This is a genomic window from Dokdonella sp. GW821-FHT11D02, from assembly GCF_058808595.1.
The window spans coordinates 872,591-889,441 of sequence record NZ_CM179520.1; the positions used below are offsets into that span (position 1 = coordinate 872,591).

The window sequence follows — 16,851 nt, forward strand, 5'->3', positions numbered from 1 at the left end:
GCAGATTTCGCTCAATTTTGACATACGTGACGGCCGTCGTTGAAAAACCGTTAACACTTGTATCTAATGTGTCGGCGCATCTTTCGCTCGTAAGGGCGCGTGGGAAGGGGGAAAAGTGTGGGCCTGTTCACACCGAAAGCGCCGTCTCTGATCGGCGTCGATATCAGCTCGACTGCGGTCAAGCTGCTCCAGCTGGGTCAAGTGGGGCAACGTTACCGCGTCGAACACTACGCGGTCGAACCGCTGCCGCCGAACGCCGTCGTCGAGAAGAACATCGTCGAGGTCGAAGCCGTCGGTGAAGCGATTCGGCGCGCCCTGAACCGTTCCGGCGCGAAGACCAAGTTCGCCGCCGCCGCCGTGGCCGGCTCGGCCGTGATCACCAAGATCATCCCGATGCCCGCCGACCTGTCGGAAGACGACATGGAGGCGCAGATCCAGGTCGAGGCCAACCAGTACATCCCCTATCCGATCGAGGAAGTCAGCCTCGATTTCGAGGTGATCGGTCCGATCAAGGACAACCCGGACATGGTCAACGTGCTGCTGGCGGCATCGCGCACGGAGAACGTGGATCTGCGGGTGGCGGCGCTCGACCTGGGCGGTCTCGGTGCCAAGGTCATGGACGTCGAGGCGTTCGCGATGGAGAACGCGTTCCGTCTGATCGCCGACCAGTTGGCGGTGCCCAAGGACGCGGTCGTCGCGGTGGTCGACGTCGGCGCCACCATGACCACGCTGATCGTGCTGAAGAGCCAACGCACGATCTACTCGCGCGAGCAGGTGTTCGGCGGCAAGCAGCTGACCGACGAAGTCATGCGGCGCTACGGCCTCAGCTACGAGGAGGCCGGCCTGGCCAAACGCCAGGGCGGACTGCCCGAGTCCTACGAGATCGAAGTGCTGGAGCCGTTCAAGGAAGCGATGGTGCAGCAGATCAGCCGTCTGCTGCAGTTCTTCTTCGCCGGCAGCGAATACAGCCGTGTCGATCAAGTCGTGTTGGCCGGCGGTTGCGCCTCGATCGCCGGCGTGGCCGCGATGGTCGAGGAACATCTCGGCGTGCCGTGCGTGGTCGCCAATCCGCTCGCCAATATGTCGCTGTCCACCCGCGTGCAGGCGCAGACGCTGGCGCAAGACGCGCCGGCCCTGATGATCGCTTGCGGGCTCGCGCTGCGGAGTCTCGACTGATGGCGAAGATCAACCTACTACCGTGGCGCAACGACCGCCGCAAACTGCGCGAGCGCGAGTTCTACATGATGCTGCTGGCGACGGCAGTCGGTGCGTTCGCCGTGCTGTTCGGCGCGATCTACTGGATGAGCCACCTGATCGAGAACCAGAACGATCGCAATACGTATCTGGAAACGGAAATCAAAGGGCTCGAAAAGAAGATCGAGGAGATCAAGGAGCTCGACAAGACCCGCTCGCAGCTGCTGACGCGCAAGGAAATCATCGAGCAGTTGCAGTCCAACCGCTCGCAGATGGTGCATCTGTTCGACGAGCTGGTGAAGACCATCCCCGACGGCGCGCGCCTGGCGACGATGAAACAGGTCGGCGACACCCTGACCCTCGAAGGCATGGCCGAATCGAATTCGCGCGTCGCCACTTACATGCGCAATATCGACGGCTCGCCGTGGATGGGGCGTAGTGATCTGCGTAAGACCGAGAACAAGGCGGACGCGAAAGACACGAACAAAAAGCTGCCGTACACGTTCTCGCTCGACGTCAAGTTGCGCAAGCCCGAAGACGCGCAGGCCGAGCAAGCCAAGCCGGAGGCGCCCAAGCCTGCATCGGCCGCTACCCCAGTCGAAGAGAAAAAGCCTGCCGACCTCGGCGCGCAGCTCGATAACGCCGCAACGAAGCTGATGAACAAGCCGGCTGCACCGAACGAAAAATCGCCGCAGCAGGCGCCGACGTCTCCGGCCGCGGGAGACAAGAAATGAGCTTCCTCGACGATCTGCGCAATCTCGATCGCAACAACGTCGGCGGTTGGCCGAAGTCGGTCAAGCTGTTCTTCGCGACGATCATCGTGGTGCTGATTTTGTTTCTTGGCTGGTATCTGCAAATCAGCAGTCAACAGGACGAACTGGAAACCCTGCGTCAGAAAGAAGTCACCTTGAAGAAGGATTTCTCCGACAAGCAGGCCAAGGTCGTCAACCTCGAGGCCTACCGCAAGCAGCTCGACGACATGAAGGAAATGCTGCAGACGATGCTGCGGCAGTTGCCGAGCAAGACCGAGATGCCGGATCTGCTCAACGATATTTCCGACGCCGCGCTCGGTGCCGGCATCGAGACGCAGCTGTTTCAACCCGGCGCGGAAACCATGAAGGACTTCTACGCCGAGAAGCCGATTCAATTGAGGATGCTCGGAACCTACCATCAGTTCGGTTCGTTCATCAGCAGCGTCGCCGCCTTGCCTCGCGTGGTAATCCTGACCATGCACGACGTATCGCTGCGTCCGCTGGCTGGTCAACCCGCTTCGGCGAAAGCGACCGGAGCCGATCAGTTGATGCTCGAAGGCACGGTCAAGACCTATCGCTACCTCGACGACGAGGAAACCGCCACCATCCAACGCGCAGCGGATGCGAAAGCCGGCGTGAAGCCGAATGCGGGAGGGAAGTGACATGAGAACTTCCATACTCGCCATTCGTGCTGTGGTGATGCTGGCGTTCGGTGTCGGCATTACGGGGTGTGCGCCGGATGACGATCTGCGCCAGTGGGTCGCGCAGGAAAAGGCCAAGAAAGGCGCGCCGTTGCAGCCCTTGCCGGTGGTCAAAACCTTCGAGACTTTCCTCTACAACGACAAAGATCGGCGGAATCCGTTCGAACTCAGTGCGGAAGAGCAGGACCAAGCCGCGGCGAGCGGGCCGCAGCCCGATCAGAATCGGCCGCGCGAGCCGCTCGAGTCGTTTCCGCTGGACGGGTTGAAGATGTCCGGCACGCTCGGCTTGGCGAAATCAATGGAAGGCCTCGTGCGCGACCCGGATGGTGTCGTCCACCGCGTGCGTGTGGGCAACTATCTCGGACAGAACTACGGGCGCATCACCGCCATTACGGAGGAGCGGATCGACATGGTCGAACTGATTCCGAACGGAACCGGCGGCTGGATGGAACGTGCGGCGACCATGTCCTTGGGCGACGGTAAGCAGTAAGCGATCCCACGGGGGAACACATCAGATGAGCACTACAGTCATGACAAAGCCCGCGTCCGGATCGTTCCATGCGGCGGTACGTCCCTGGCTTTTCCGCGTCGCGGTTCTATTCGGTCTTGCACTCGCCGGTACGGCGCAGGCGGAGAACGTTCTCGAGGACGTGAGCTATTCGGCGCTTCCTGGCGGCAAGGTCGAGCTGTCGTTGAAGTTCGCGCAACCGGTTACTGCGCCGCAGGTGTTCTCGACCGAGGCACCGCCGAGCATCGCGCTCGACTTTCCCGATACGCGCAACGGCCTCGCTAAACGCCGTATCGACATCGGCACCGGCGCCACGTCGGCAGCATCCGCGATCGAGGCGGCCGGACGTACGCGCGTGGTCATCGATCTCTTTCGCGTCGCCGGCTACGACACGCGCATCAACGGCAACACCTTGATCGTCGCGGTCAATAATGGATTGATCGGCAATACCAGCATCGCTGCGGCAGTCGGCAAAGCCGATCCGACCAAAGCGGTACGCGCTTCCAATGAAATCGAGGTTTCGAACGTCGACTTCCGCCGTGGCAAGAACGGCGAGGGACGCGTCGTCGTCACCTTCAGCGGTTCGGGCGCGGCCGTGAATCTCAAGCGTGAGGGCGGCACGATCGCGCTCGACCTGGTCAATGTGAAGTTGCCGCCGGCACAGGCGCAGCGGCTCGACGTGCTCGATTTCGCCACTCCCGTGCAATCGATCGATACGCGCGCGCGCAGCGGTGGCGTGCGCATGGAGATCGTCGCCAAGCAGCCGTTCGAGCAGCTGGCCTATCAAACCGGCAACGAGTACGTGGTCGAAGTTTCGGCGAAGAAAGAAGATCCCAAGCTGAAGGGCAAGAACGCCGAGCCCGAGTACAACGGCAGCCGCGTCACGTTCAACTTTCAGGACATTCCGGCGCGCTCGGTGCTGCAGCTGATCGCCGACGTGTCCGACCTCAACATCGTCGTCGCCGACAGCGTGCAGGGCAACGTGACCTTGCGTCTGATCAACGTGCCTTGGGATCAGGCGCTCGACATCGTGCTGCAGGCTAAAGGGCTCGACAAGCGCAAGCGCGGCAATGTGATCTGGGTCGCTCCGCAGAAGGAGATCGCGGAACGCGAAGAGGCGATCGCCGATGCGCGTTTGAAGATGGAAGACAAAGAAGCTCTGGTTTCCGATTTCATCCCGATCAGCTACGGCAAGGCCAAAGACATTGCGGGCTTGCTGACCAAGGATACGCAAACAAATGCAGCGGCCGCTGGCCAAGGTCAAGGGAGCTCTCAGCGCGGCTTTCTGTCATCGCGCGGGAGCGTCAGCTTCGACGATCGCACGAATACTCTTTTGGTCAGTGATATTCCTTCAAAAATCCAGGAAGTCCGCCAACTGGTCGCCGTGCTCGATCGTCCTGTGCAGCAGGTGCTGATTGAGTCGCGCATCGTAATCGCGACCGATAGCTTCGCGCGCGAGCTAGGGGTCAAGTTCGGTGTCAGCGGCGGTTATCAGGACAAGAACGGCAACGTCGTCAGCACTGCCGGAACCGCGCAAGGCACCGATGCGATGAGCAATGTTGTGCTCAACAACCGCCTCAACGGCACTAGCCGCGGTATGCCGAATTCGACACCAGGCGTCATTCCGCGTACGACCGGAGTGGTTAGCGGTATTGCGGTGCCCAACCTCAACGATCGGCTCAACGTGAATATGCCGGCGACCAACCCAACGGGTAGTTTTGGCTTAGCGATCCTCGGCGCCGACTACCTGCTCGATCTGGAACTCTCCGCCGCTCAGAACGAAGGGCGTGGCGAAGTCATCTCGAGCCCGCGGGTGATAACCGCAAACCAGCAGGAAGCGGACATCAAGCAGGGACAAGAGGTCGGCTACGTGACCTATCAGAACTCCGGCGGTGGTGGCTTAGGCACAGCGACCGTGCAGTTCAAGGAAGCCGTGCTTGAACTCAAGGTCACGCCGACGATCACGGCCGACGATCGCGTGGTGTTGAACCTCAACGTCAAGAAGGATGCGATCGCCGGCTTCGTCAACAATCCCGGCGGTGGCAGCGTGCCGACCTTGGACAAGCGCGAGATCAGCACTGAGGTGCTGGTCGACAACGGCCAGACCGTCGTGCTCGGCGGCGTCTACGAGGTGAGCAAGAGCGACACTCTCGACAAGGTGCCGATGTTCGGCGACATCCCCGTGCTCGGCAATCTGTTCAAGAGAACCGGCCGCAAAGACACGAAGGCGGAACTCCTGATCTTCGTCACCCCGCGTATCTTGAACGACAGCCTGAAGTAAACGTATGCGAACCTGCCGAGAAGGCCAGCGGATGCATGCAACCCAAGCGAAACCCTGAATGCAGTATTGGAGAATCTCGATGAAAGCTTTTGGCAAGACTTTAGGGTTGCTGCTTGCTGGGCTGGCGCTTGCCAGCTGCGGCGGTGGCGGCGGCAACGGCGGTGCCTATTCGCCGCCGCAGAGCGGTTCGATCACGCTGACGGCAGATCGTACGACTTTGCCCTTGAACTCCGGCGGCGCGTTGCCCTCCATCGGCTCGCCCTATATGGCGAGCGTCAGCGTTGCATTCCGTAGCGCGAACGGGACGCTCGAAGCCCCGCGTGGAGACGCGACGTTCTCGATCGACAACCCGAACATCGCAACGCTGTCGATTCCCGACAAGCCCGAAACTCAGGACATCAACGAGTTCACACAACGCTACGTCTCGATTCCGCAGACACTCAATAACGGCTCCGGCACGGTTTTCGTCACTTCGCTCGTCACAGTCGGCACGGCGACGTTGACGGCATCCGCCGTCGATCCGCAGACCGGCGTGACCGTAACCAAGACGATCGCGATCGCGGTCAGCAGCGGTGTCGGTCCACAGCCTGCCTCCGTACAGATGACCGCGGATCCCGGTAGCGTCTATCTGCCCGATTCGGGTACGGGAACGTCCTCTACGATCAGCGCGCGCGTCCTCGACGGCGGCGGTCAGCCGGTACCCAACCCTGCCGCCAGTGACAACATCCAATTCGAAATCGTCGGCAATGCCAATGGCGCACGTCTTTCGTCCAGCGCCGCTGGCGGCCCTGCAACCGGCACGACGGTCACCGCTCACACCGTGAACGGTATCGCGAACGCGTCGTTCCTGCCCGGAACGGTGCAGGGTCCGGTTCAGATCAAGGGCACGGTCGACCGCGCCGACAACAACGTCACCAACGGCATCACCGATCCAATTTCGGCCACGACGACCGTGGTGGTTTCCGACGGCAAGCTCTACAGCCTCGTATTGACCTCGCCAACGACGAACGCAATTCAGGTCAATCCGGTTTCCAACAACGTCACGCCGAGCGACGGTAGCGTCACCATTCCGACCAACCCGGATGGCACCTACAGCTTGACCGTGGCTGCGCTCGCGGTCGATCGCCAGGGCAATCCGGTGGTGCCGGGAACGCCGATCGAGTTCGGCGTCGTCGATGCGCCGATGGCAGGATTTCCTGACCAAGGATCGGGCGGCTTCCTGATTGGCGGCAACGACGGCGATCCGCAGGAAGGCGGCACGCTGTTTACGGCGCCCACCGGCAACTTCCGCAGCGCTGGCGGCGGCGCGGGTCCTGGCGATACTTTGCTGGTCTTCGGCGACCTCGTCACCGGTAATCGCGATCTCGAGTCGGCGCGCCAAATCCAGGCCGTCAACAGCAACACCAGCCTCAACGTCAGCTATCGCTTCAATCCGAATGACGATACCGGGATCTCGGTCAACAATGGTCCCGTGTTGCCGTACGTTATCGGTCGCGCAGTCGAAGGCAACATCGGCGCTACGGCGAACACGGACGCGCACGGCGTTGCGCGCACCACGTTGAACTATCCGGTATCGCGCATCGGCAAGGGTGCATTGATCTGGGCACGTGGCGCCGGCGCAGCCGTCAACGGTACGCCGCGATTGGTCACGGAGATCTCCGGTGGCGGCTTCGCCGGCGTCGCGCCGGGTAAGCTGGTGGTCAGCCAAACGCCGCTGCCGGGCAATACCACGTTGAACGTAACAGTTTGTCTGTACGACGCACTTGGCGCGGCTATTCAAGGCTCCGGCATTGGTTTCGGTTTCACCAATCTCGGCCTTGGCACCGGCAGTATCGACGACACGCCGACGTCTGGTGTGATCAGTCAACCGACCAACAGCAGTGGTTGTGCGACGGGTGTCATGAAAACGAGCGGCCTTACGAGTTCCAGCGGCGGCGCCAACTCGCCAGCGGTGACTTTCACGGCTGGCCCGGATGTGCCGGCGGTGGCGGTACCCATTACAGTCAGCGGGAGTCTCTTGCTGCAGGCGTCTCCGTCCTCCATCGGTGCCAACGGCGGAACCGTGACGCTCAGGCTGACCGACTCCAACGGCAACCCGGTGCCGGGCTCTCAGCTGGTAGGCGACTGCAGCGGTGGTGCCGGGCTCGGTACGCAACCTGGTGTTACCGATGCGACAGGGCGCACCAGCGCAACTGTTACCGCCACCGGCCTCAGCGCGGTCTGCCTCGGCGATGATCCGAAAACGGGAACCTGTACGTTCAAGACCGGTTTGGAAGGCGGTCCGACCGCTACGGTTTCGGTCAGCGGTGGATTCTTGGCCGCGAATGATCCGACGTGCCAAGGGACGACGGACAATCCGATTCTCACGGTCGAGGTGCAAATCAGCTCAGGGTCCGCTGCGACGGCCGTTTCCGTCACCTCGACGCCGGCTGGTGTGACCTGTAGCGCTGCACCGGCCCACAACGGTTCGTGCGACAACCCGTTCGCGACCGGCACTGCCGTCACGCTCAAAGCCACCGCGACGCCGGCGAACACGCCGCTGACCTTCGTCGGTGACTGTTCGGCAGGAACGACCGCCGGCACGGCACAAGTGACGATGTCCGCCGACAAAACCTGCAGCGTGATCGCGAACTGACGATCCCATCACAGCGTTCTTCCGAAGGGCCGCCACCGTGCGGCCCTTCTTTTTTGTGTACGATCCGCCCGCCGGCCCGCACTTCTGCGTCCGCCGGCTCCAGGGGATTGGGGGATCGCGACGTGCCGCCTTACAGCGAGCGCTACAGGACCGGCGACATCCTCTTCACCGAGGGGGATCCGCCACGCGGTGCCTTTCTGATCGAAACCGGACGGATCGAGATCAGCACCTCGCAGTTCGGCGAGCGGCGCGTGCTCGGCGAGCTCGGTCCCGGCATGCTGCTCGGCGAACTGGCGGTCATCGACGATTCGCCGCGAATGGCCACCGCTCGCGCGCTGACCGATTGCCTGTTGACGCGGATCGATCGCAATCAATTCGCCGAGCGTCTTGCCGCCGCCGATCCGATCGTGCGCGCTTTGTTGATGAGTCAGCTGACGCGCTATCGCTCGACTCTGGCAGCTTTGAGCGGCAACCCCACTAGCGCGCGCAGCGACTTGCCGGCCGGCGACGCGTTCGCGTTCGACAAGATCCGCCTCGAAGGCGAATTGCGTTCGGCGCTCGAGCGCAAGGAACTCGACGTGCGCTTGCAGCCGATTGAGGAAATCGTCAGCGGCCGCGTGGCCGGCTACGAGGCATTGGTGCGCTGGTCGCATCCGCAGCGCGGCGCGGTGGCGCCGGCGGAATTCATTCGTCTGGCCGAAGAAACCTCGCTGATCCTGCCGGTGGGCGACTACGTGCTGGTGCGCGTCTGCGAGATGCTGGCCGAGCTGCGTCGGCGCGGACGCGAGCCGCTGCCGTTCATCGCGCTGAATCTCTCCGCGCGCCAGCTCGAAGATCCCGCCCTGGTCGAGCGCATCCTCGCGCAATTGCACGAACGCGCGCTGCCGCCCGATCGGCTCAAACTCGAAATCACCGAAAGCCTGGTGCTCGATCACGCGCGCGTCGGCGCTTTGATGACGAGTTGCCATGCGGTCGGTATGCGCGTCGCGTTGGACGATTTCGGCACCGGCTACTCGAACCTCGGCGCGCTACTCGCGCTCGATTTCGATCAGATCAAGCTCGACGGCCGCTTCGTGCAGGCACTCGACACGCCGCGCGGCGTCGCCCTCGCCGGTGTCGTGGTCGCGATGGCGCGCGCGCTCGGCTGCGATCTCGTCGCCGAAGGGGTCGAGACGCGGGCGCAGCGCGAGATCTTGCACCGTCTCGGCTGCCAGTACGCACAGGGCTGGCTGGTCGGCCACCCATTACCTCTGGCAGAGGTGCTGAACGGCGATTGAGATCGGTACGTGCGGAACCGACGCATTTTGTCGGTGGCCGCGCAACTTATCGTTTTCTTTGCGGTCCGACAGCGCGCATGCAGACCTGTTTGCGGCTTTCCATCATCCCGCGGGAGCCGGCTTGTTCGCCGGGCGGGTGAGGAGCGAGGGAGTGGATCGCGATCCGCGCCCGAGCTGGTGAAGACCGTCGACGGGCTCTAGTGCCATCATTACCGGAAACCACGACTTCCCATGGACATGCCCGCACCCACGACGGCTTCGGCCGCCTTTTCCGCGCTGCGCAGCGAACTCGGCCAATGCATCATCGGTCAGGACGCTCTGATCGATCGCCTGCTGATCGCCTTGCTCGCCGACGGCCATTTGTTGGTCGAAGGCGCTCCCGGTTTGGCCAAGACCACCGCGATCAAGGAGCTGGCTTCACGTATCGAAGCCGACTTCCATCGCGTCCAGTTCACTCCGGATCTGTTGCCGGCCGATCTCACCGGCACGGAAATCTATCGTCCGCAGGCGACGGCCTTCGAGTTCCAGCGCGGGCCGATCTTCCACAACCTGATCCTGGCCGACGAGGTCAACCGCGCGCCGGCCAAGGTGCAGTCGGCCTTGCTCGAGGCGATGGGTGAGCGTCAGGTCACGGTCGGCCGCGATACCTATGCGCTGCCGCAGTTGTTCCTGGTGATGGCGACGCAAAACCCGATCGAGCAGGAAGGCACTTATCCCTTGCCCGAGGCCCAGCTCGACCGCTTTCTGTTGCACGTGCGCGTCGACTATCCGAAGGCGGCGGCGGAAGCGGCGATCCTCAAGCTCGCGCGCGATCGCGCCCGCGAGGCTTTGGCCGCTCCGCCCGCTCCGCTGCGTCTGTTGACTCAGCAGCAGGTGTTCGCGGCGCGCAGCGAAGTGCTCGGCCTGCATCTGGCGCCGCCGCTGGAGGAATATCTGGTGCAGCTGGTGTTGGCGACGCGCGACCCGTCCGCGTACGGCGCGGAACTGGCGCGCTACGTCGCGTTCGGCGCGAGTCCGCGCGCGACCATCGCCTTGGATCGCTGCGCGCGCGCCCACGCCTGGCTGGCAGGGCGCGACTACGTCACGCCGGAGGACGTGCACGCGATCGCTCCGGACGTGCTGCGGCATCGTGTGCTGCTGAGCTACGAAGCCGAAGCGGAAGGCATGAGTGCCGACAAGATCGTCGCCTTGCTGCTCGAACGCGTGCCGTTGCCGTAATGAAGCCGGGATCGGAGATCGGGGATTCGAGGCGGCCGACGGATTGTGGATTCAAGGCCGCTTTCTGATTCCCGAGTCATGGATTGAAGACGTCGATGGGCAATTCCGCCACTCACAACGGTACTCGTGTCGCGCTCGAAGAGCTGATCTCGCTCGCCGCGCTCGCGCACGGTGCCAGCTTAGCGCGCAGCCGACGTAGCCCGGCGCTGCGTGCGGGTGGCAACACCTCGCGCTGGCGTGGCCGCGGCGTCGACTTTCGCGAATCGCGCATCTATCAGCCCGGCGATGAAATCCGTCACATGGATTGGCGCGTTACCGCACGCAGCGGCAAACCGCACACGAAGTTGTTCGAAGAAGAACGCGAGCAGGGTCTGCTGCTTGCGATAGATCTCAATCCCGGTATGCGCTTCGGGACACGCATGCGCTTCAAAAGCGTGCAAGCCGCACGTGCTGGCGCATTGTTGGCGTGGATGGCCTCGGCCGCCGGCGATCGCGTCGGTGCGCTCGGTTTCGGCGGCGGCATCGACGGTGAGGTCAAACCGGCCGGCGGCCGTCGTGGTGTGTTGCGCGTATTGCGCGCTTTGCGCGATTGGGATGCCGCAGCCGAGATGACCGCATCGGAACCGTTGTCGCGCGCGCTCTCGCGCGTACGCCGCTTGCTGCGGCCGGGCATGCGGCTGGTGCTGCTGACCGACGGTTTCAGCGTCGATGTCGAAGCCGCGCAGTTGTTGCCGCAGATCGCCGGGCGCCACGAGGTCGCCGTGGTGCTGCTGCGCGACGCGCTCGAACTCAGCGCGCCGCCGCCGGGTCGCTACGCCGTGCATCTCGGAGCGGCCAAGCGCGTGATCGACTTCGCCGATGGCAAGATTCGCAACGCCTGGGCCGAGCGCTTCGCCGCCTCGCGCGAACAGCTGCGCGCGCTGAGCGCGAAGTCCGGCGTGCGTGTGCTCGACCTGGACGGCCACGCCGATCTGCGGCGTGCGCTCGGACCGCTGCTCGCGCGCAGCTTGCATTCGTCGGTGGTGGCATGAATCCGAGCGGTCCCGAGCTGCGCGACATCCACCTGCCGCCGCCGCCGTCGTGGTGGCCGCCGGCGCCGGGCTGGTGGCTGCTCGCAATGATTCTCGCCGCGCTCGCCGTCCTGTTCGCGCGCTGGGCGCTGCGCCGTACGCGCGAACGCCGTTGGCGTCGGCGTGTACACGCCGAACTCGAGCGCATCGCTTCAGTACACGCGGCTCAGCCCGATCCGGTGCGGCTGGCCGCCGACGTGTCGCAGCTGCTGCGTCGCGTCGCGCGCCTGATCGAGCCACAAGCGGTTGCGCTGCGCGACGACGCTTGGCTCGGCTTCCTCGATCAACACTTGCCGCCGCCGCAAGCGGAACAGGCCCCGTTTCTGCGCGGCGCCGGCCGTGCGCTGATCGATGCGCCGTTTCGCCGCGCGGACGATCCGGCCACAGCGGCGCTGGACGCGCGGGCTCTGCTCGATCTCGCGCGCGATTGGCTGGAGCATGCGTTGCCGCGGAGACCTGCGCGTGCTTGAGCTGGCCTGGCCCTGGTTGCTCGCGCTGTTGCCGCTGCCGTTTCTGGTGGCGTGGCTGTTGCCGCGTGCGCGTGGTTTGATCGGTGCCGCGCTGCATCTGCCGCACTTGGGCGTGGCGTTGCCGCAGCAGGCCGAGGGCTCGCCGGTGCCACGTGCGCGGCGCTGGCTCGGCCTGCTCGCCTGGGCGTTGCTGCTGTTGGCCGCCGCCCGACCGCAGTGGCTCGGTACACCGGAAGACGTGCCGCGTTCGGGGCGCGATTTGCTGCTCGCGGTCGACACCTCCGGCAGCATGAGCATCGAAGACATGCAACTCGGCGGCGCGCCGGTGCCGCGATTTGCCGCGATCCAGGCCATCGCGTCCGACTTCGTGCAACGGCGCGAAGGCGATCGCGTCGGTCTGATCCTGTTCGGTTCGCGCGCCTATCTGATGGTGCCGCTGACGTTCGACTTGAAGACGGTCGGTGCGCAGTTGATGGAATCGGCGATCGGCTTGGCCGGGCGCGAGACGGCGATCGGCGACGCGATCGGCTTGGCCGTGAAGCGACTGCGCGAACGGCCGCAGCCGCAGCGCGTCGTCGTGCTCCTGACCGACGGCGTCAACACTGCCGGCGAACTCGATCCGAAGAAGGCGACTGAACTGGCAGAGGCGAATCAAGTGCGCATCTACACGATCGGCATCGGCGCCGACTCGATGCGCGTCAACAGCATGTTCGGCAGCCGCGTAGTCAATCCTTCCGCCGACCTCGACGAGAAGATGCTGACTCGCATGGCCGAGCAAACCGGCGGGCGCTACTTCCGCGCGCGCAACAGTGAGGAGCTGGCCGACATCTATCGTTCGATCGACAAGCTCGAACCGGCCGCGGATGTGAAACAGAGTTTGCGTCCGGTCGACGAGTGGTACTGGATGCCGCTGGGTGGTGCGCTCGCCTTGGGGGCGCTCGCTTTCGCCCTGCCGGGTTGGCGTGCGCGCGGCGTGCGTGGAGTCGCTTCGGCATGAGCGCGCTGGCCGACTTCCACTTCCTGCGCCCGCTCGCGCTGCTCTTGCTGCTGGCGCTGCCGTTGTTCTGGCTGGCCTGGCGCCAGACGCGCGGCGAGGCCGGTGCCTGGCGCCATGCGGTCGACGCCCATCTTCTACCGCATCTGATCGAACGCATCGACGCTGGCGCCGGACACGGCGGCCTGGCGCTCGCCGCTGCGGTGTGGGTGCTCGCCAGTGTCGCGCTGGCCGGCCCAGCATGGGAGCGCGAGCCGATGCCGCTGTATCACAACCAAGCCGCGCGCGTGCTTGCGCTCGAACTCAGCCATACGATGTATGCGCAGGACGAAAAGCCCAATCGTCTGGCGCGCGCGCGCTTCAAGCTCGACGACATCCTCTCGCGCAGTCGCGACTACCAGACCGCCTTGATCGGCTACGCCGGCGACGCCTTCGTCGCCGCGCCGCTGACCGACGACGTCGGCACCGTGCGCAATCTGATCGATGCGCTCGATCCCGGCACGATGCCGGCGCTCGGCAACGACATGGCGCGAGCGATCGAAGCAGGCGTCGACCTGATCGCGCAGGCCGGCCTGCATCGAGGCGAGATCGTCCTGCTCGCCGACGGCGCCGGTGCCGACGCGGAAGCGATCGCAGCGGCACGCAAAGCGCACGCACACGGCGTGACGGTATCGGTGCTCGGTATCGGCAGCGCAGCCGGTGCGCCGGTGCCGTTGCCGCAAGGCGATTTCCTCAAGGACGACAGCGGCAATCTGGTGGTCGCGCGGCTGGACGAGCCGGCGATGCGCGCGGTCGCGACCGCCGGCGGCGGTCGTTTTGCGCCGCTCAGCGCGGATGCGCGCGACCTGGACGCTTTGCTACCCGATCGTGTCGAAGCGGTGACCGATGCCGACGCCAGCGGGCACAAGGCGGAAAGCACACGCTGGCGCGATCGCGGCCCGTGGGTGCTGCTGGCCTTGCTGCCGCTGGCCGCGCTCGGCTTTCGACGCGGCTGGCTCATGCTGTTCGTGTTGGCGATCGGCGTACAGACGCAGCAGGCGCGAGCTGCATCTTTGGCGGATCTGTGGCAGCGGCCCGATCAACAGGCCGCGCTCGCGCTCGAACAGGGCGATCTGAAACGTGCGGCCGGTGTCGCACGCACGCCGGAGTGGCGCGCGGGCGCGGCCTATCGTGCCGGCGATTACGAGGCTGCGCTGCGCGACTACGAGCAGAGTCAAGGCGCCGACGGCATCTACAACAAAGCCAACGCGCTGGCCAAGCTTGGTCGCTACGACGAAGCGCTGGCCGCTTACGACGAGGCGCTGAAGCTCGCGCCGGAGATGGCGGACGCGACCGCGAATCGCCAGGCGGTCGAGGAATTTCTGCGCCAGAAGCAGCAGCAAGAACAAGACTCGCCCTCAGCGCAGAACGGTAGCGGTCAGGACTCCAAACAATCGCCGCAGAAAGGCAAGCAAGACCAGCAGCCCAATTCCGAAGATCAGAACGGCCAGCAAGGTGGCCAGGGCGAGCAATCGAAACAGCAGGATTCGCAGCAGCAACAAGGCGGCCAGGAACAGCCCTCCGATTCGTCGCAAGAGCAGCAGGGCGAAGACAAGAAGGATAAGCAGGGAAGTTCGCAGGAAGGTAAAGCGGGCAGCGGCAAGGAAGAGCAGCAGGGCGCGCAGCAGGAGCAGGCGGGCAAGCCCGATGCCAAGCAGCAGGATGCGCTGTCGAAATCGATCGATCAGGCTCTCGCGGACGGACCCAAACCCGGCGGCAAGGACGCGCAGGCGCAACGCGCCATGCCCGCGGAAGACGACGCGACGCGCGAGAAGAAACAAGCGCTCGAGCATTGGTTGCAGCGCGTGCCGGACGATCCGGGTGGCCTGTTGCGACGCAAATTCCAGCTCGAATACCAGCGCCGCCAGCAGCGCGGAGGAGATCAACCGTGACAGCGACTCCGTCATTCCTGCGAAAGCGGAAGACGAACTCGAGTGGGTTCTTCCGCAGGTTCGTTCGTGCGATAGCGTCGATCTCGCTGTTGCTGTCGTTCGTATCGATGCCGGCGTTCGCCGACGCGCCGCCGGCGCGCGCCTGGCTCGATCGCGATACCGTCCAGCTCGGCGAGACGGTCACCCTGAACGTCGAAGCGCAGGCCGGCGTCGGCGCGCAGCCGGATTTCTCCGCGTTGAAGCAGGATTTCAATCTGCTCGGCACGCAGTCGAGCCAGCAGATCAGCATCGTCAACGGCGTCAGCCAGTCCAAAACGCTGTGGGCGGTCGGGCTCGAACCCAAGCGCGAGGGACGCATCGCGATTCCCGCTTTCGCCGTCGGCAAAGCCAACACCGAGCCGTTGCAGTTGACCGTGCTCGCGCAGCAGGCGAGTACGCAGGGCAAGGCCGGCGACGATGTGTTCCTCGAAGCCACCGCCGAGCCGCTCGCTCCCTACGTGCAGCAGCAGGTGCGCTATACGGTCAAGTTGTACTACGCCTTCGATCTGACCGACGGCAATCTCAACGAACCGCAGGTCGACGGCGTGGCCGTGCAGCGATTAGGGCAGGACAAGTCCTACATCGCCACGCTCGGCGCGCGCCGCTACCACGTGGTCGAACGCCACTATGCGTTGACGCCCGAGCGCAGCGGTCTGATCGACATTCCGGCGCTGGTTTTTCGCGGCAACGCGCTCGACGCCGGCGATCCGACCGGGTTCTTCAGTCGCGGCCGTGCCGTTGGAGCGCGTTCGGACGCGGTGCAACTGAACGTGAAACCGAAGCCGGCGGAATGGACTGACGCGGCCTGGCTGCCGGCTGCTTCATTGCTGCTCAAGGACGACAGCGAGCTGCCGAACGAAGTGCATGTCGGCGATCCGGTCACGCGCACGATCCGTTTGCAAGCGCAGGGTCTGGGCTATGAACAACTGCCCGAACTCGCGCTGAGCGCACCGAGCGGCGCCGAGATCTATCCGGACAAGGCCGACACGCGTACGCGCGACGACGGCGAGTGGCTGTACGGCGAACGCGTGCGCAAGTTCGCCTTCGTGCCGAACCGGTCGGGAGTGCTGACGATTCCGGGCGTGAAAGTTCGTTGGTGGAATACGCAGCAGAATCGCGCCGAGACGGCCGAGCTGCCGTCGCGCACGATCACCGTATTGGCGGCCATCGCTGGAGCGCCCTCGGCGCCTGCGCCGGCGTCCGCTGCGGCGGCCGTTTCCGACAACGCGTCGACGCCCAGCAGTCCTGCTCTCGGCACGACGACGCGGGACAAGACATCCGCGGCGACGCCGTGGCAAGTGCTGGCCGCGATCGGCTTCGCCTTGTGGCTGGCAACGTTCGCGTTGTGGTGGCGTTCGCGCCGTCAACGCAAGGTCGCGCCCGTGAGTGCAACCGTTGCCGTCGACGTCTCGTCGGCGCGCGCGCAGTTTCTGCGCGCTTGTTCGCTCGGTGAGTTCGCCGGCGCCGAGCGTGCACTGATCGCCTGGGCCCGCCGCGAACGCCACGATGTGCGCAATCTCGGCGAACTCGCGACCCGGCTCGGCAGCGGCACGCAGCGTGAAGCGCTGGCCGACTTGCAGCGCGTGCGCTACGCCGGCGCGTCGACGCAGGGTCTGGCGACGCGCTTGCAGACGGCATTCAAGCAAGGGTTGGTGTGGAGCGATCCGGCGATTGCGTGGCCGCGCGAAGCGGTCTTACCGGCCCTGTATCCCGAGCACGAGTAGGTCCGCCTTGCGGCTGACGCTGGTAGGAGCCTCCGCGAACGCCGCGCAGGCGCTCGT

13 protein-coding genes are annotated in these 16,851 nt (G+C 64.7%); all 13 read left to right on the plus strand.

Annotation, left to right across the window (positions count from 1 at the left end; genetic code table 11):
- Window positions 1-117 precede the first annotated feature (117 nt).
- Entirely contained in the window at window positions 118-1,176 is a 1,059-nt protein-coding gene (locus tag AC3QL3_RS03510; protein ID WP_492896914.1) for a pilus assembly protein PilM, read from the plus strand.
- Window positions 1,176-1,928 (plus strand): PilN domain-containing protein, encoded by a 753-nt coding sequence (locus tag AC3QL3_RS03515; protein WP_492896915.1) that lies wholly within the window; start codon window positions 1,176-1,178, stop codon window positions 1,926-1,928. The genes AC3QL3_RS03510 and AC3QL3_RS03515 overlap by 1 nt, the downstream gene beginning before the upstream one ends.
- Window positions 1,925-2,608 (plus strand): type IV pilus inner membrane component PilO, encoded by a 684-nt coding sequence (locus AC3QL3_RS03520; RefSeq protein ID WP_492896916.1) that lies wholly within the window; start codon window positions 1,925-1,927, stop codon window positions 2,606-2,608. Before AC3QL3_RS03515 ends, AC3QL3_RS03520 begins: the two co-directional genes overlap by 4 nt.
- A gap of 1 nt (window position 2,609) precedes the next feature.
- Window positions 2,610-3,137, plus strand: coding sequence for a pilus assembly protein PilP (locus AC3QL3_RS03525; protein WP_492896917.1), 528 nt, complete (start codon window positions 2,610-2,612; stop codon window positions 3,135-3,137).
- Between the two features lie 40 nt (window positions 3,138-3,177).
- On the plus strand, window positions 3,178-5,436 hold the full coding sequence (locus AC3QL3_RS03530; RefSeq protein ID WP_492896918.1) for a type IV pilus secretin PilQ: 2,259 nt from the start codon (window positions 3,178-3,180) through the stop codon (window positions 5,434-5,436).
- A 79-nt stretch (window positions 5,437-5,515) separates the two neighbouring features.
- Entirely contained in the window at window positions 5,516-8,071 is a 2,556-nt protein-coding gene (locus AC3QL3_RS03535; RefSeq protein ID WP_492896919.1) for a beta strand repeat-containing protein, read from the plus strand.
- A 122-nt stretch (window positions 8,072-8,193) separates the two neighbouring features.
- Window positions 8,194-9,348, plus strand: a complete 1,155-nt coding sequence (locus AC3QL3_RS03540) for an EAL domain-containing protein (protein WP_492896920.1) — start codon at window positions 8,194-8,196, stop codon at window positions 9,346-9,348.
- Between the two features lie 231 nt (window positions 9,349-9,579).
- Window positions 9,580-10,566 carry an AAA family ATPase gene (locus AC3QL3_RS03545; RefSeq protein ID WP_492896921.1) on the plus strand — a complete coding sequence of 329 codons (987 nt, stop codon included), beginning with the start codon at window positions 9,580-9,582 and terminating at the stop codon, window positions 10,564-10,566.
- Window positions 10,567-10,661: 95 nt separating this feature from the next.
- Complete coding sequence (locus AC3QL3_RS03550; RefSeq protein ID WP_492896922.1) at window positions 10,662-11,597, plus strand: DUF58 domain-containing protein; 936 nt, start codon at window positions 10,662-10,664, stop codon at window positions 11,595-11,597.
- Window positions 11,594-12,106: a DUF4381 family protein gene (locus AC3QL3_RS03555; protein ID WP_492896923.1), complete on the plus strand. Its 513-nt coding sequence runs from the start codon at window positions 11,594-11,596 to the stop codon at window positions 12,104-12,106. The genes AC3QL3_RS03550 and AC3QL3_RS03555 overlap by 4 nt, the downstream gene beginning before the upstream one ends.
- Entirely contained in the window at window positions 12,099-13,103 is a 1,005-nt protein-coding gene (locus tag AC3QL3_RS03560; RefSeq protein WP_492896924.1) for a vWA domain-containing protein, read from the plus strand. Before AC3QL3_RS03555 ends, AC3QL3_RS03560 begins: the two co-directional genes overlap by 8 nt.
- The gene (locus tag AC3QL3_RS03565) at window positions 13,100-15,031 is read left to right on the plus strand and encodes a vWA domain-containing protein (RefSeq protein WP_492896925.1); all 1,932 of its coding nucleotides are present in this window, start codon (window positions 13,100-13,102) and stop codon (window positions 15,029-15,031) included. The genes AC3QL3_RS03560 and AC3QL3_RS03565 overlap by 4 nt, the downstream gene beginning before the upstream one ends.
- Window positions 15,032-15,120: 89 nt before the next feature.
- Complete coding sequence (locus AC3QL3_RS03570; RefSeq protein WP_492896926.1) at window positions 15,121-16,794, plus strand: BatD family protein; 1,674 nt, start codon at window positions 15,121-15,123, stop codon at window positions 16,792-16,794.
- Window positions 16,795-16,851 lie beyond the last annotated feature (57 nt).

Coding starts and splice junctions, on each gene's coding strand:
- AC3QL3_RS03515 (WP_492896915.1), top strand. CDS start 1,176: ATGGCGAAGATCAACCTACTACCGTGGCGCAACGACCGCCGCAAACTG.
- AC3QL3_RS03520 (WP_492896916.1), top strand. CDS start 1,925: ATGAGCTTCCTCGACGATCTGCGCAATCTCGATCGCAACAACGTCGGC.
- AC3QL3_RS03525 (WP_492896917.1), top strand. CDS start 2,610: ATGAGAACTTCCATACTCGCCATTCGTGCTGTGGTGATGCTGGCGTTC.
- AC3QL3_RS03530 (WP_492896918.1), top strand. CDS start 3,178: ATGACAAAGCCCGCGTCCGGATCGTTCCATGCGGCGGTACGTCCCTGG.
- AC3QL3_RS03535 (WP_492896919.1), top strand. CDS start 5,516: ATGAAAGCTTTTGGCAAGACTTTAGGGTTGCTGCTTGCTGGGCTGGCG.
- AC3QL3_RS03545 (WP_492896921.1), top strand. CDS start 9,580: ATGGACATGCCCGCACCCACGACGGCTTCGGCCGCCTTTTCCGCGCTG.
- AC3QL3_RS03550 (WP_492896922.1), top strand. CDS start 10,662: ATGGGCAATTCCGCCACTCACAACGGTACTCGTGTCGCGCTCGAAGAG.
- AC3QL3_RS03555 (WP_492896923.1), top strand. CDS start 11,594: ATGAATCCGAGCGGTCCCGAGCTGCGCGACATCCACCTGCCGCCGCCG.
- AC3QL3_RS03565 (WP_492896925.1), top strand. CDS start 13,100: ATGAGCGCGCTGGCCGACTTCCACTTCCTGCGCCCGCTCGCGCTGCTC.